Genomic DNA, 14,372 nt, shown 5'->3' on the forward strand with positions numbered 1-14,372 from the left:
TTTGAACCTCGAAGGTTTCTCTCTTTAATTAAACCTTCGAGGTCCTGAAATCGTGGCTTTCGAGACCTCAAAGGTTTATGGACCAGACCTTTGAGGTTTTTTTTGAACCTCGAGATCTCTCTCATCAATCAAACCTTCGAGGTCCTGAAATCGTGGCTTTCGAGACCTCAAAGGTTTTTGGACCAGACTTTTGAGATTTTTTTGAACCTCGAAGGTCTCTTTTTTTAATTAAACCTTCGAGGTCCTGAAATCGTGGCTTTCGAGACCTCAAAGGTTTTTGGACCAGACCTTTGAGGTTTTTTTTGAACCTCATAGGTCTTGAATTTTATTTACCATATAGTCATATTAAACACATAGTTTTCCTTTTCAATTACTTTTGATTGAGAAAAGAGAAAAATGATTTCACTATGTACTCTATATGAACTATGTGGTAAAAAAAGTTTTACAAATCCTCAAAAGCAGGTTTGATGTTCGCCCAAAAAGCATCCAAAGCGATGATTCTTGGCTTCAAAAAGCTGATGATCGCCGGCCAATCATTTTGGTCAAATACATTCAACCCGATTTTGACTTTTTGGATGCGGGAAACCACTTTTCCCAAATCATCAAATTGGTGCAGTTGCCAATCCCAAGGTTCTTCAAGTTCAGCTTCCAGCAGTTTGCGGAATTCCACAAATTGCTCAAAGTAAAGCTGCTGCAGTTCATCGTCTTTGTGGCAGATTTCTATACCGATGGAAATAAAATCCCGCTCGGTTTTCATGCGGAAATAGACATCTTTCACCCCGGTTTTATAATTCTGCCAATTGATCCGATATCCTTGGGCGGAGGGTACAGGCTTCATGTATTGGCCAAAAGTAGTCCAAAAATCCTGTCGGATTTTGGAGGATTCGGCAGCAGAGTACATCGGAGATCAGTAGCTTTTGGGACTATCCATTGGCAATACGATGATGAAATCTGCGATGCCTTTTGATTTTTCTTCCAATTCTTTGATACTTTCCTGTTCCACTGTGGAGATGGTCAGGATCTTGGTTTTGGGGTAGGCTTTATTTAGGTACCAAATGATTCCTTCATAATTGTTGGAATGGTACGAGCCGTTGATGTGGAGAATGGAATTGCCTTTTTCCAGATAGGCAAATAATGAATAGGCCATGGTAGCATCCTTTACGGCTTGGGCTTCGACCATAAAGTCGATATTCATTCCTGAACCGTGCATCATGTCTTTCATGCCCACGTATCCCGGAAGGGTTTTGTCCACTTCTATCGGCAAAGTTGCTATGGATTTTTTGGCTTCATCAGAAAGACTGTCCAAAACCGAAAGACCCTTTCTGCTGACCATGGAAGCGTATTTTCGGGGAATGTTTGAAGCCACAAAAGGAATGTTGTTTTTCTTGGCAAAAAGCATCATCGGTTTGTAATCCACCTGATAGTTGTTCCAAAGCTTGGCTTCTGACTCAAAGTTTTTATCGGTCAGTTTGCCTGCAAACCATTCCTCTATATTCAATTGGTCATCTCTTTCAAAGAATTCACCGGCAAGGATTACTTGATTACCATTTTCCTGAAGGCTTTTCAATAGCTGCAATTGTAGCCAATGGGCGATGCTGTTGTTATGGAGTTCACCGAAGAAGATGACCTCAGACTTCTTGGAGTCTTTGACAATATTTTCAAAAGCGACTTGCTTTCCTTTGCTATCAAAGATCTTGTAGGGCTCTGTTTGGGCAAAAGATGCTTGGAATGTAAATAGAAGTAGGAGGGCTAGGATTTGTGTTTTAAACATAATCTTCGGGATAGGTCACTGTCACCACGGAGAAATTGACTACGCCTCCGAGGGCAGGATTGTGTTTTTTGATGGTGACTATTACTGATTTGAGGTCGGGATATTCTTTGAGAATATCCAGGATCATAAGGTGGGAAAGGTGTTCCAATAATTTGACAGGCTCGAGCATATGTGCTTTGGCGATCTTGTACAGCTTGGCATAATCTACTGTGGAGTCTAAGTCATCATCCACCATTGCTTTTCGGAAATCAGTCTGCACGTGGATGTCCACTGTAAACCTGTTGCCCAATTTGGTCTCTTCAGAAAAAACCCCATGATAAGCATGGAATTCAATTCCTTCTAGTGAAACTTTTCCCATCAATCAAACTGGTCAAAATATGAGCTTCCTTTGTCATGCTTTGCTTTGGGCTCAGAGGATTTTTCATCCTCTTTCACTTCATCTACATCTTCAGCTTTGGTTTCTTCCACTTCAGGTGCAGCTTCGGGTTTTGGTTCTTCTACAGCTGTTTCAACTTCCTCTGCTTCAGATTGGATAGTTTTTTCGGATTCTTCCTCATGGATTTCTGAGACTGTTTCCTTTGATTGAGGAGGGGCTATTTCTTTTGGTTCTTCGGGTAAGACCTGCTTGGTCATCGGTGCCTCGTCCACTTGAAAGGTGGAGATGTTTGCAATGGTAAATGCCTTGGCCCTGTTAAGTTCATCGACTATCTTGGCATGAACCTGCACGTTTACCTTTTTGAAGGAATCGTTTGAAGTGGTGATTTTGTCATCAAGGTCTTCGGACAAGCGCTTCATGTTTTTCAGGATAAGTTCCCTTTCTTTGATCAGTTTCTCATAGCTTTCTACAAGGCTTTTTACATTTTCCTTGAGCTCTTCCATGATCTGTTTTGCTTTTGTTTCTGCCGTTTCGATCAGGTTTTGGGAATTTCTTTTGGCCTCATTGACCATAGAATCTGCATTGTGGTGTGCATCAGCCATGATTTCTGAAGCAGCGACACTTGCCTCCTCAATGATACTGGCACCGGTGTCTTCAGCAGTTTTTAAGGTTCTGAAAAGGGATTCTTCTACGTCTTTGAGTTTTTTTGCTTCTCTCTGACTCGTTTCCAGTTCTCTTTCCAGGTCTTTTTTCTCTCCCTGTAATTTTTCCCACTCATCTGCCAACACGCCCAAAAAATCGGTTACTTCGTCTTTATCGTATCCCCGGAAGTTTTTCTCAAAGGATTTTTGGCTAATTTCTTTAGGGGTAATGCTCATGGTTTTTTAAAATTCTAGGTTCCAGATAGAGATTTTTCTATCATCGCTGATGGAGATAATGTTTTGGTTGTAGCGGCTCCAAGCCACTTTGTTGATGGAAGTACCATGACCTGCATACCTTGCTTTGTCAATGACTTTTAGCAGCTTGTAGGACTCTGCGTCCCATACTTTGATGGATTTGTCCATACTACAAGTTACAAAATATCTGCCATCTTCCCGGAAGGCCAAATAATTTATTGCGTACAAATGTGCAACAATACTCTGTTTGAGGCTGAAGTCAACAGAATCCCATATTTTGAGGCTTGCATCTCTTCCGCCACTGATCAAAACTGAGTTGTCGGGATGGTATCCAAGGGCAAATACTGAATTGCTGTGTGATATTAGGTTATGGATCGGTTCGAGCGTGTTCAGGTCAAAAACCTTAATGCTGTGGTCACTCAGGCCTGCAGCTAACCTGTTGGCTTCCGGACTGAGTGCGAGTACCCTGACACTTTTTTCGGATATTTTCATATGTCTTTTGACCGCTTTGGTCTCGGTATCTATGATGATGACCATACCATCAGCCGTGGCTACAAAAATATTATTTCCCCAAACCTTAATATCAAATATGGATTGGTTGGTAATATTCAAAGACCATAGTTCTTTTTGGTCGACGAGGTCGATGACATGGATACCTTCAAAATTATGACCGATTATCAATTGGTTTCTTTTGCGATCTACTTCCAAAGCATAGACAGAATGGTTGACCTTGGCAATGAGTTTTCCGTCTTTTGGATCATCTAAATCCCATAAAACTACCATGCCATCTCCGGACCCTGTAAAAAAATACCTTGGATCAGGTGCTTCTGCCAAGGCATAAATACAATCGTTGTGGCCGGTCAACGTATGCAATTTATTAACTTGGATTTTTACCATATTTTGCTGTGATTAGCGGCTTATCCCATAATGGGTCTATGCAAACAAAAATAGAAAAAATAAGTCCTTTATCTGCTTTGGCGATAAAGAATATTGAAGAGGTCTCGCAAAATGGGACTGATTTTTTAAGCTTCAGAGAAAAACTTTCATTGGCCAATATTTCGCATCCCGATAAGAAAAAGGAATGGAAAGGGGCAAGAATCGCCATCAAAGATGCGCTTGACTGTATTTTGTTACCTTATCCGGGGTTTTTTAAGGACGAAAACGGCAAATCGCATCCCATGGATGGCTATGGACATGTATCGATGACGCACACCAAAGGGCTTGCCGCAGCTATCTTTCACAAAGAAATGCCTGTTGGCATTGACTTAGATTATGTGCGGGAAAAGGTGGTCAGATTGGGCCCTAAATTTCTCAATAACGATGAAATAGAATTCCTCGGCAATGAACCCCTTATCAATACCATTGCATGGTCCGCAAAAGAATCTATCTTCAAATGTCAGGGTAGGAGAGGTGTCAGCCTCAAAAACAATATCAGGCTTTCCCCTTTCACTCTGGAGGACAAAGTAATTATGGGAAGAGTCGAAAACACTGAATTTTCTGACCACCATTATCAGGTCAAAATCGAATGGCAAAATGATATTGTCCTGACATATACGATCTGGTAGGTGATTTGTACGTATATTTATTGAATCACGCAATTCATACCTGAAAATGAAAAAGATATTTCTATTCCTTCTATCGTTTATTATGGTTTCTTACTCTTTTTCCCAAAGAGTTGAAAACTTCCAATTGATGGATGTGGTATCAGGCCGGGAATTTTCTTTGGCTAATCAAGGGGAAGCCAAGGCCGTCGTTTTGGTTTTCACAAGCCTCAATTGCCCTTTTTCCAAGTTATATGAAGAAAGGCTCGTCAACCTGAACAGCCAATTTGCTGCAGAGGGTTTTGTTTTTGCTCTGATCAACCCCCATGTAGGAATCGAGGAGGAAGAAACTGCGGCAGGAATGAGGGTACGGGCAAGTGAAAGAAAGATGACCTTTCCTTTTCTTGAGGATGTAAATCAGGTAGTCACCAAGCAGTTTGGGATCACAAAATTACCCGAAGTAGTAGTCATTACTCCCGGTCCAACAGGGTTTGCGGTAGCTTACAGAGGCGCTATTGACAACAATCCCCAAATGGCTGAAAATGCGAACATCAAATATCTGGAAGGCGCCTTGACAGCCATCCAAAACAGGCGCACTCCTAGCCCTGCTTCTAGCCGGGCAGTAGGCTGTAATGTCAAGCTGCGTTAAGCCTCAACTATTTCGAGCAACTCCCTGATCTCTCCGGACTTCTCTATTTCTCCTAATTTTTCGAATGCCACTATCAGGTTTCTCAGTACCCTCGTGATGATATCCAAATTGGAGCAGGGATCAAAAAACACCTCTCTGGATTCGATGTTGAGATGCTCCAAGTAATTTACGATGTCTTTTCTTGAAAAAATCAGGCCTTTGTTAAAGGCGTTGATATAAAAAGAAGCATCGGCGGATTTGTAAGTCAGGACAAACAAATTTGGTAAATTGACACCATAGATCGGAAGCCCGAGCTTTTTGGCAACCAACAGGTAGATCGAACAAAGACTGATGGGATTGCCCTTTCTGGTTTCAAGGACATTACTCAGCATGCTGTTGCCGGGGGAATGGAAATTCTTGGTGTTGGCAGAAAATCGAAGGGAATTGAACAATACTGCGTTGATAATCCTGACCTGTTCGTAAGGGAGGAGGTCATTTTTGAAAGCCGTCCATACTTCAAAATAAATCTGATGCATGTCGGCATTCAGTTTTTCAAATTCCAAATCAGGATATTGATAGGTATTGATGATCCAAAGTCCTGTCAAAAGATCCTGGTCAGGAGAACTTTTCCAATCAATAAGCCTTTCTTTTAGCTGTAAGAATTGAAGCTGGTGAACGAGGTCCTCAATTTCTTTTTGTATGGAGGGGTTGAAGCTTTCTTCCCATTTTTTTTCCAAAAATGGAATCACAGGATGGCCTATGGAAATCAGCTTGTCCAATACATGGCTTTTTACCTCGCGGTCTGTATCGTCGAGAAGGGAAACCAGGGCATGAAGTTCTTTTTCACTGAGATTTTCCATGGGCAAAATTGATATCCAATTTAATAAAATTTAGTATGAATGGATAATAGAATCGGTTGTTTTAAAATTAAGACTTGATCGATACGCGCTTCTTTGCCAGTAACCCAATAATCCTTTTCAGTCAGGACGGAAGACCGAAGTCGGAAGACCGATGTACCGTGCATTTTAGTCCGGAGCCAAGAATTAAAATGGATATCCAATCAACTGGCATAATTGCGTATTTACATTTTAGCCTCTTTTCAATTATGACTTTTCTATACATGCCAAAAAAATCTCAAATCTCAAGTCTATTTCCTTTTCTCTCGCTTCTCGCATCTCGAATCTCGCTTCTCAAAAGACTTATGTCTGTATCACCCCCACATTGTATCGCTCCGTAATGGGCGCATGGTTGGCCGCTTCGATACCCATACTGATGACTTTTCTTGTCTCCAAAGGATCAATGACACCATCAACCCAAAGTCTTGATGCAGCATAATAGGGGCTTAACTCATCATTATATTTGTCTGTGATTTCCTGTAGCAATTTGGCTTCATCCTCCGGAGTGATTTCTTTTCCGGATTTTTTGAGTGTGGAGACTTTGATCTGTAGCAAGGTTTTGGCAGCAGAAGCCCCGCTCATAACAGCCATCTGCGCTGTCGGCCAGGAATAGATCAATCTTGGATCATAGGCTTTGCCACACATGGCATAGTTGCCTGCACCATAAGAATTTCCAATAATAAAGGTGAATTTTGGAACCACTGAATTGGCCATGGCATTGACCATCTTGGCGCCGTCTTTGATGATGCCGCCGTGCTCGGCCTTGCTGCCCACCATAAATCCACTGACATCCTGAAGAAATACCAAAGGAATTTTACGTTGGTTGCAGTTCATGATAAACCTCGCAGCCTTGTCAGCAGAATCGGAATAAATCACACCGCCCATTTGCATTTCCCCTTTTTTGGTTTTGACGATTTTACGTTGGTTGGCGACGATGCCGACTGCCCATCCATCGATCCGGGCAGTGGCACAGATCAGGGTTTTGCCATATTCTTTTTTGTATTCTTCTATTTCAGAATTATCCACCATTCTGGCTATGATGTCAGTCATGTCATAGGGTTTTACCCTGTCAGATGGCAGTAAGCCGTATATTTCAACTTCCGGTTTGGAAGGTTTCTGCGGTTCTATACGGTCAAATCCGGCTTTTTCGGAGGCTCCGATCTTCGAAAAAATCTTCCTGATAGCATCTAGGCACTCTTGGTCATTGGCGTATTTATTGTCTGTGACACCGGAGATTTCACAGTGGGTACTAGCTCCTCCCAAGGTTTCATTGTCGACAGTTTCTCCGATGGCAGCTTTGACTAGGTAAGATCCTGCCAAGAATATGGAACCTGTTTTGTCCACAATCATCGCCTCATCCGACATGATGGGGAGATATGCACCCCCTGCGACGCAGCTTCCCATGATGGCAGCTATCTGAATGATGCCCATGGAGGACATATGGGCATTGTTGCGAAACTGCCGTCCAAAGTGTTCTTTGTCAGGGAATATTTCATTTTGTAAAGGAAGAAAAACCCCTGCACTATCGACCAAGTAAATGATGGGGAGCCTATTTTCCATGGCGATTTCCTGGGCGCGGAGGTTCTTTTTGGCAGTCATGGGAAACCAAGCGCCAGCCTTCACCGTGGCGTCATTGGCAACGATCACGCACATCCTTCCGCTGACATATCCAATCCCGGTAACAACCCCGGCTGATGGGCAACCCCCTTCTTCATGATACATGCCATCTGCAGCCAAAGCGCCGATTTCCAAAAATTCTGAATTGGTATCCACCAGGTAATTGATTCTCTCTCTCGCCGTTAGCTTTCCTTTTTCGTGTTCTTTGGCGATCCGGGACTTGCCACCGCCAAGCTTGACAGTTTCTATTTTACTTTGAAGATGAAAAAGCAGCTGTTTGACCTGATCTTCGTTTTTTTTGAATTCACCGTCCATAAAGGCAATTGGGTTTAACTTTCTTGTGATACTAAAATAACTTAATTAACCCACAAGAATCAAATTGGATTTGGTATTTCCTTTTTCGAAGAGAAGTAGAAAAAGTCTTTCTTGTAAAGAAATAAATCCAAATGCCAGGGTCAAAAAGAGCTCGGTTGAATTTGTTTTTTAAAACATTGAAGGATAATTGCCAAATAAGCTTGGTTTATTTTCCATTTTCCATAACCCAATAAACAATAATCCAATAACCAATAAACAATTTTACAACTCCTCAATTTCTTCCTTATACGCCTTGACCGACCTGTAAATGGCTGAGGAAAGGTAGGTTTGCCCTTCTTTGGTATTGAGGTATTTTTCCTCATTGGTATTGGATAGAAAGCCCAGTTCGATCAGTACGCTTGGCATGCTTGTCGTCCAAAGCACATACAGAGGGGCCTGTTTCACACCTCTTGAATACCTGTTGACACGGGTACTGAAGTCCTCCTCAACTTTTGATGCGAGGGAAAGGCTGTTGGAAAGAAATGCTTTTTGCATAAGGTTGAACATCATGTAGGATTCCGGAGAAGAGGGATCGAAGCCTTCGTATTTCTCTTCGAAGTTATCTTCCAAGAGGATTACTGAATTTTCTCTTTTTACAATATCAAAGTTTGCCTCAAAGTTTTTGGTACCCATTACAAAAGTCTCTGTCCCATAAGCAGCCTTGCTCGGTGCGGCATTGCAATGTATGGAAATGAAAAGGTCTGCTTTGTTTCTATTTGCGATATTTGACCTTTCTTTAAGTTCTATAAAAGTGTCGGTTTTTCGGGTATAGATGACCTCAACACCGGGTAGGTTTTCTTGGATATATTGACCGACTTGAAGGGCTACTTTCAGGGCAATGTCCTTTTCTTTAGAAATGGCCCCCACGGTTCCTGGGTCTTTTCCCCCGTGTCCGGCATCTATGACGATCCTTTTAAGTTTGAATTCTGGAGCTTTTGGCCCTGTGGAAATAAATCCTGAAAGGAAGAAAGAAATTGTCAGGACTGAAATAATGAGAATATTTTTAACTTTGGGGCGTTTCATGCGTGTTAATACTATTAACTTTGCTCAGGCAAATTTTACAAATTTTTAAATAAATTAAAATCACTAAGTGCGGAATACCTGCTTTCTATTGCTTCTCTTTTCACTCATGTGGGCGATGCCGCACAAAGGCTATTCACAAAAAAGAAGCCAAAGAAATGTAGAAAACAGAATAATTGCGCCGGATTCAGTGCTCAATACTCCAACGTTGAATCTTTCCATTTCGGATACCTTGTCCACAATAAAATCCGACACCATCCCTGACAGTGACAGCACAAAGATAGCACCCAAAGGGGATATCCAAACGGAAATTAAGTATTACGCCGAAGATAGTATCATTACAGATTTTGAAACCAAAAAAGTATTCCTCCACAAAGGAGCTTGGTTTGAATATGGGCAGATCAGGTTAGATGCCGACCTGATCATCATCGATTGGGAAAAGAGTGAGATTTTTGCCTCGGGGGTTACGGACTCCCTTGGGAATATTGAAGGCAACCCCATGTTTAAAGAGGGAGCTGTATCCTATGAAATCCGCAAGGAAATGCGGTACAATTTCAAAAGTCAAAAGGCAATCATCAAAGATGTCGTCACCGAACAGCAAGATGGATTACTACGTGGTCAGACCATCAAAAAGGATCAGGATGGCAGCATTTACCTTGACCATGGATTCTATACCACCTGTAATCTCGCCGAACCCCATTGGCATATCAATGCAAACAGGATCAAATCCATCCGTGGAAAGCAGGTTGTGACAGGACCTTTCAACCTGTACTTCAATGACATTCCCACGCCATTTGGCCTTCCTTTTGGAATTATCCCCGACACGCCGGAAGAAAAGGCCTCCGGGATCGTCTTTCCATCCTATGGACAGGAGCAGGTGAGGGGATTTTTTCTCAGAAACTTCGGATACTATTTTGCCTTCAATGACTATATCCATACACGCGTCACAGGAGATATATATTCTAATGGAGGATGGGGGGCCAAAGCTTCCACAATGTACAAAAAGCGGTACAGGTTTAGTGGAGGGTTCAATATAGACTACCAAAAATTCAAAAGCCCCGAAACAGAACTCAATCCTATCGATTACAATACTATTTGGGTCAATTGGAACCATTCTCCCGAATCCAGAGGAAACTCCCGTTTTTCTGCTTCGGTCAATGCCGGTACAACCAACTATAACAACGTGGTCATCAACCCAAATAGTTTTGTCAACAACATTAAGTCCGAATTTTCTTCCAACATCGCATATAGCAAGACTTTTTCTGGAACTCCCTTCAGTATGTCTGCCAATCTCAGGCATTCCCAAAACATCCAATCAGGGGAGGTAAACCTGATCCTTCCGGATATTGCGGTCAACATGAACAGGCAAAACCCGTTTCAAAATGCCAAGTTTGAACCGATCAAAACATTAAACGTTGCGTGGAATTTCAACCTTCAAAATACAATCACTAACCGGGTATCGCCGCCTTTTGGGGTGTCAAGTGACCTGGTGAATCAAGGTCAGGGAATAAGTAACAATCAAAGCAACATTCCTTTCAACTTAGCCAATTTGCCGCAACTTCTGAGAGATGCCAACAATGGAGCAAAAAACACCATTCCGATTTCCTCCAACTTCCGCTTGTTCAAATACTTTACCGGAACGGCTTCTGCAAACCTGACGGAGCTTTGGTACCTGGAAAGAACAAATTTCTTCTACAATCCTGTGGAGAATAGGGCGGATAAAATTTTGGAGTCAGGCTTCAACAGGGTAACATACTATAATTCTTCTTTCGCTTTGAATACCAACGTATATGGTTTTTATAACTTTAAGGGGAGCAAAAAAATAGAAACCATCAGGCACCATATGCAGCCATCCTTTGGTTTTTCATTTAGTCCTGATTTTTCCGACCCTTCCTTGGGGTATTACCAAAATGTCCAAATCGATACAGCGGGAAGAACACAATTCTTTTCTAGACATCAGGGTTTTGTTTTTGGAGGCGCGCCTTTGGGCGAGTCAAAATCCCTGAACTTGAATATCCGAAATACCCTTGAAGCCAAGCTGAAAAAAGTATCTGAATCCGGTGAAACCGAAACCAAAAAAATCCCTTTGCTCCAAACTTTGAATATTGGTACCAATTATAATTTTGCAGCAGATTCCTTCCAATTGGCCCCGATTAGAATGGACACGCGGACATCTTTTTTTGACAATAAATTGTCACTTAACATCGCAGCTACCTTGGATCCTTATGCAGAATTGGTCAAAACTGACTCTGAAACAGGAGCGGTTAGTGGCCGTAGGGTCAACCAGTTTGCCTGGAGAAGCGGTCAGGGAATCGGTAAGTTTAGAAGTGTCACCATGAATGTCAACGGTAACCTCAATCCCGCCAAACAGGGAGGTCAAGCAGGAGAAATGAGGGATCAAATGACCGATGATTTCCTGCAGCAGGGGGGACAGCTGAATGAGTTTGTGGAGAATGAAATCAACCAAATCATCAATGACCCCTCCCAATATATCGAATGGAATATTCCATGGTCTTTCGGTTTTGGATTTAATGTCGCTTACAACCAACAGCCAGGAAGGGAATCAAATATCACCTCCGCTATCAATTTCAACGGAGACTTGAGCATCTCCGAAAAATGGAAAATTACCTACAGTGGTGGCTATGATTTGATGACTGCCCAGCTTACCCAATCCATGATAGGACTGGCTAGAGACTTACACTGTTGGCAGATGAACGTCAGTTGGATACCTTTCGGACGTTTTACTTCGTACAATCTTGATATTCGTGTCAAATCCTCCATTCTGCAGGATTTGAAAGTATCAAGGAGAAGGTCCTTCTTTGATTAGAATTAGGTTAAAGGGGTGATTTATTTTGGGTAACTTTTCCAATTCCCAAATACCCTCCTGTTACTCTCATTTTTTTGGACTGTACAATTTATGGTCGAATACCTCCATCATCTTTCATGATCAAGTTTCCATTTTAGCATTTTCATTGGCATAAAACCACTTTTTTTTATTGCCTCTTTGGATTATCTTTTGACATTAATCCCCAAATATCCCCTTTCCTATGAAAAAATCCCTTTCTCTTTACAGCCTCCTATTGTTATTCCCAATGCTTCTTTTTGCCCAAAGCAAAAAATCCATTGACTTAGATGCAGTTACGGAAAAGCACTTCCTTTCAGGTATTGGCATTCTCAATGATTTGATTTCCATTCCCAACAACTCCAATATTCCGGCAGAACTTGTCCCGAATATTGAATGGTGTGAGGGTAATTTTGAAAAGCGAGGGTGGGAAATTGAAAGACTGGAGACGGCAGGGTTTCCCATGCTATTGGCTGTAAAAACAGTGCCAAAAGCCAAAAAGACAGTTTTGTTTTACTTCCATGTGGATGGTCAGCCTGTTGACAGAAAGCGATGGGACCAAGAAGATCCCTTCAAACCTGTGCTCAAAAAGATGGAAAATGGCAAATGGGAAATCATCCCAATGGAAACACTGAAGGAATCTTATGATGCTGATTGGAGGATTTTTGCGCGCTCCTCTTCGGATGACAAAGGTCCTTTGGCGATGTTTTTGACAGCTTGGGACGCACTTATAGGTGAAGGAAAATCTCCGAATTACAATGTCAAAGTCATTCTTGATTTCGAGGAAGAGATAGGTTCCCCTAATTTGCCTGCGGCTGTGGTCAAACACAAAGAAAAGTTGGTGGCCGATATGATGCTGATCATGGACGGGCCTAGACACCTGAGTAATGAACCTACTTTGAGTTTTGGGGCAAGGGGTATTTCTGAAATTACGCTCACGGTTTTTGGACCAAGAGCTGCACAGCACAGCGGGCACTATGGCAATTATGCCCCAAATCCGGCTTTTAGGTTGTCTCAGTTGTTGGCCTCCATGAAAGACGAGGAAGGAAGGGTGATTATTCCCGGTTTTTATGATGGGATCAACCTCACTGAAACCGAAAAGGAAATCTTGAGGCAGGTTCCGGACAATGAGGCTGATATAAAAAGTAAACTTGGCATCGGCAGTACAGACAAAGTCGGTACGACCTATCAGGAATCTTTGCAGTATCCGTCCCTGAATATCCGTGGATTGTCCTCCGGTTGGATCGGAAATGAAGCAAGGACCATCGTGCCTGCCGATGCCACAGCAGAAATCGACATCAGATTGGTGCCCGAAAGTGATCCTGAGCGACTCTTTGGCCTTGTCAAAAAACACATCGAAAACCAAGGTTACCATATCTTGGATAGGGCCCCGACGGACGAGGAAAGGACCAAATACCCAAAACTATTGATGTGGAAAGGAAGCATTTCCTATCAGGCTTTTAGGACCCCGTTTGATTCCGAACCGGGTATTTGGCTTAACAAAGCAATGGTCAGGGCATTTGGCAAAGATCCTATCAGAAAGAGAATCAGTGGAGGTTCCCTGCCGATCTCACCATTTGTAGATGCGTTGCAGTTCCCAGCAGTGACAGTGGTGACCGTCAACTCTGATAATAACCAACATGGTCCAAATGAGAATATAAGACTGGGAAATTATAAAGAAGGCATCAAGACAGCTTTGGCGATTTTTACTCAGGAATTGTGAAAGAGAAGCGAGAAACGAGAAAAGAAGCGAGAAGCGAGAAGCGAGAGACGAGAGACGAGAGACGAGAGACGAGAAGCGAGATACGAGAGACGAGAAGCGAGAGCCATGAAACCTGACAACCTGATAACAGGACTACGCGAAGCCGACAACAATTACAACAACTAGAACAATTACAACCAATCCTTGGAGAGATTCTTCGCTTCACTCAGAATGATGGATTCGACAACCCGACAACCCGACAACGCGAAGCAGATAACTTGACAACTTGATAACGCGAAGCCGACAACAATTACAACAACTAGAACAATTACAACCAATCCTTGGAGAGATTCTTCGCTTCACTCAGAATGATGGATTCGACAACCCGACAACCCGACAACGCGAAGCAGATAACTTGACAACTTGATAACGCGAAGCAGACAACAATTACAACCACTACAACAATTACAACAAATCAAATATAGATTCTTCGCTTCACTCAGAATGACGGTTCCAACAACCCGACAACCTGAAAACGCGAAGCAGACAACAATTACAACAACTAGAACAATTACAACCAATCCCTGGAGAGATTCTTCGCTTCACTCAGAATGACGGTTCCGACAACCCGACAACCTGAAAACGCGAAGCCGACAACAATTACAACAACTAGAACAATTACAACCAATCCCTGGAGAGATTCTTCGCTTCACTCAGAATGACGGTTCC

General features: G+C 42.4%; 12 protein-coding genes. 4 read left to right on the top strand and 8 right to left on the bottom strand.

Going from position 1 to position 14,372, the window contains the following annotated elements; all coding sequences use genetic code 11:
- Positions 1 to 442 precede the first annotated feature (442 nt).
- Genes MMU07_RS21170 through MMU07_RS21190 form a run of 5 tightly spaced genes read right to left on the bottom strand, consistent with a single transcriptional unit; the run spans position 443 to position 3,940 of the window.
- On the bottom strand, positions 443 to 901 hold the full coding sequence (locus MMU07_RS21170; protein WP_241128608.1) for a DUF4268 domain-containing protein: 459 nt from the start codon (positions 899 to 901) through the stop codon (positions 443 to 445).
- Positions 902 to 907: 6 nt separating this feature from the next.
- Positions 908 to 1,771 carry a ChaN family lipoprotein gene (locus MMU07_RS21175; protein WP_241128609.1) on the bottom strand — a complete coding sequence of 288 codons (864 nt, stop codon included), beginning with the start codon at positions 1,769 to 1,771 and terminating at the stop codon, positions 908 to 910.
- Complete coding sequence (gene folB, locus MMU07_RS21180) at positions 1,764 to 2,129, bottom strand: dihydroneopterin aldolase (RefSeq protein WP_241128610.1); 366 nt, start codon at positions 2,127 to 2,129, stop codon at positions 1,764 to 1,766. Before folB ends, MMU07_RS21175 begins: the two co-directional genes overlap by 8 nt.
- On the bottom strand, positions 2,129 to 3,025 hold the full coding sequence (locus tag MMU07_RS21185) for a DivIVA domain-containing protein (protein WP_241128611.1): 897 nt from the start codon (positions 3,023 to 3,025) through the stop codon (positions 2,129 to 2,131). Before MMU07_RS21185 ends, folB begins: the two co-directional genes overlap by 1 nt.
- Positions 3,026 to 3,031: 6 nt before the next feature.
- Positions 3,032 to 3,940, bottom strand: a complete 909-nt coding sequence (locus tag MMU07_RS21190; RefSeq protein WP_241128612.1) for a WD40 repeat domain-containing protein — start codon at positions 3,938 to 3,940, stop codon at positions 3,032 to 3,034.
- Between the two features lie 38 nt (positions 3,941 to 3,978).
- On the opposite strand from MMU07_RS21190, the gene MMU07_RS21195 reads away from it, so the two are divergent.
- Both MMU07_RS21195 and MMU07_RS21200 read left to right on the top strand, forming a co-directional pair.
- On the top strand, positions 3,979 to 4,608 hold the full coding sequence (locus MMU07_RS21195; protein ID WP_241128613.1) for a 4'-phosphopantetheinyl transferase family protein: 630 nt from the start codon (positions 3,979 to 3,981) through the stop codon (positions 4,606 to 4,608).
- A 46-nt stretch (positions 4,609 to 4,654) separates the two neighbouring features.
- Entirely contained in the window at positions 4,655 to 5,233 is a 579-nt protein-coding gene (locus MMU07_RS21200) for a redoxin domain-containing protein (RefSeq protein WP_241128614.1), read from the top strand.
- Here MMU07_RS21200 and MMU07_RS21205 read toward each other — a convergent pair.
- The 3 genes from MMU07_RS21205 to MMU07_RS21215 all read right to left on the bottom strand — a co-directional run bounded on the left by MMU07_RS21205 (position 5,230) and on the right by MMU07_RS21215 (position 9,102).
- The gene (locus MMU07_RS21205; protein ID WP_241128615.1) at positions 5,230 to 6,072 is read right to left on the bottom strand and encodes a transglutaminase-like domain-containing protein; all 843 of its coding nucleotides are present in this window, start codon (positions 6,070 to 6,072) and stop codon (positions 5,230 to 5,232) included. The genes MMU07_RS21200 and MMU07_RS21205 overlap by 4 nt on opposite strands.
- Before the next feature lie 339 nt (positions 6,073 to 6,411).
- Positions 6,412 to 8,040: an acyl-CoA carboxylase subunit beta gene (locus MMU07_RS21210; RefSeq protein WP_241128616.1), complete on the bottom strand. Its 1,629-nt coding sequence runs from the start codon at positions 8,038 to 8,040 to the stop codon at positions 6,412 to 6,414.
- Between the two features lie 261 nt (positions 8,041 to 8,301).
- Positions 8,302 to 9,102: an N-acetylmuramoyl-L-alanine amidase family protein gene (locus tag MMU07_RS21215; protein ID WP_241128617.1), complete on the bottom strand. Its 801-nt coding sequence runs from the start codon at positions 9,100 to 9,102 to the stop codon at positions 8,302 to 8,304.
- A 67-nt stretch (positions 9,103 to 9,169) separates the two neighbouring features.
- Between MMU07_RS21215 and MMU07_RS21220 the strand changes: the two genes are divergently transcribed.
- Positions 9,170 to 11,926 (top strand): putative LPS assembly protein LptD, encoded by a 2,757-nt coding sequence (locus tag MMU07_RS21220; RefSeq protein ID WP_418884528.1) that lies wholly within the window; start codon positions 9,170 to 9,172, stop codon positions 11,924 to 11,926.
- Between the two features lie 220 nt (positions 11,927 to 12,146).
- Positions 12,147 to 13,664, top strand: a complete 1,518-nt coding sequence (locus MMU07_RS21225; protein WP_241128618.1) for a M20/M25/M40 family metallo-hydrolase — start codon at positions 12,147 to 12,149, stop codon at positions 13,662 to 13,664.
- The last annotated feature ends 708 nt before the right edge of the window (positions 13,665 to 14,372 follow it).

Origin of the sequence: Cognataquiflexum nitidum (genome assembly GCF_022538055.1) — a bacterium.
Lineage (GTDB): Bacteria > Bacteroidota > Bacteroidia > Cytophagales > Cyclobacteriaceae > Cognataquiflexum > Cognataquiflexum nitidum.

What these genes read in the sequence shown, in the direction of transcription:
- folB (WP_241128610.1), bottom strand. Translation starts at nt 2,129, where the DNA reads ATGGGAAAAGTTTCACTAGAAGGAATTGAATTCCATGCTTATCATGGG.
- MMU07_RS21215 (WP_241128617.1), bottom strand. Translation starts at nt 9,102, where the DNA reads ATGAAACGCCCCAAAGTTAAAAATATTCTCATTATTTCAGTCCTGACA.
- MMU07_RS21195 (WP_241128613.1), top strand. Translation starts at nt 3,979, where the DNA reads ATGCAAACAAAAATAGAAAAAATAAGTCCTTTATCTGCTTTGGCGATA.
- MMU07_RS21190 (WP_241128612.1), bottom strand. Translation starts at nt 3,940, where the DNA reads ATGGTAAAAATCCAAGTTAATAAATTGCATACGTTGACCGGCCACAAC.
- MMU07_RS21200 (WP_241128614.1), top strand. Translation starts at nt 4,655, where the DNA reads ATGAAAAAGATATTTCTATTCCTTCTATCGTTTATTATGGTTTCTTAC.
- MMU07_RS21210 (WP_241128616.1), bottom strand. Translation starts at nt 8,040, where the DNA reads ATGGACGGTGAATTCAAAAAAAACGAAGATCAGGTCAAACAGCTGCTT.
- MMU07_RS21170 (WP_241128608.1), bottom strand. Translation starts at nt 901, where the DNA reads ATGTACTCTGCTGCCGAATCCTCCAAAATCCGACAGGATTTTTGGACT.
- MMU07_RS21175 (WP_241128609.1), bottom strand. Translation starts at nt 1,771, where the DNA reads ATGTTTAAAACACAAATCCTAGCCCTCCTACTTCTATTTACATTCCAA.
- MMU07_RS21205 (WP_241128615.1), bottom strand. Translation starts at nt 6,072, where the DNA reads ATGGAAAATCTCAGTGAAAAAGAACTTCATGCCCTGGTTTCCCTTCTC.
- MMU07_RS21225 (WP_241128618.1), top strand. Translation starts at nt 12,147, where the DNA reads ATGAAAAAATCCCTTTCTCTTTACAGCCTCCTATTGTTATTCCCAATG.
- MMU07_RS21185 (WP_241128611.1), bottom strand. Translation starts at nt 3,025, where the DNA reads ATGAGCATTACCCCTAAAGAAATTAGCCAAAAATCCTTTGAGAAAAAC.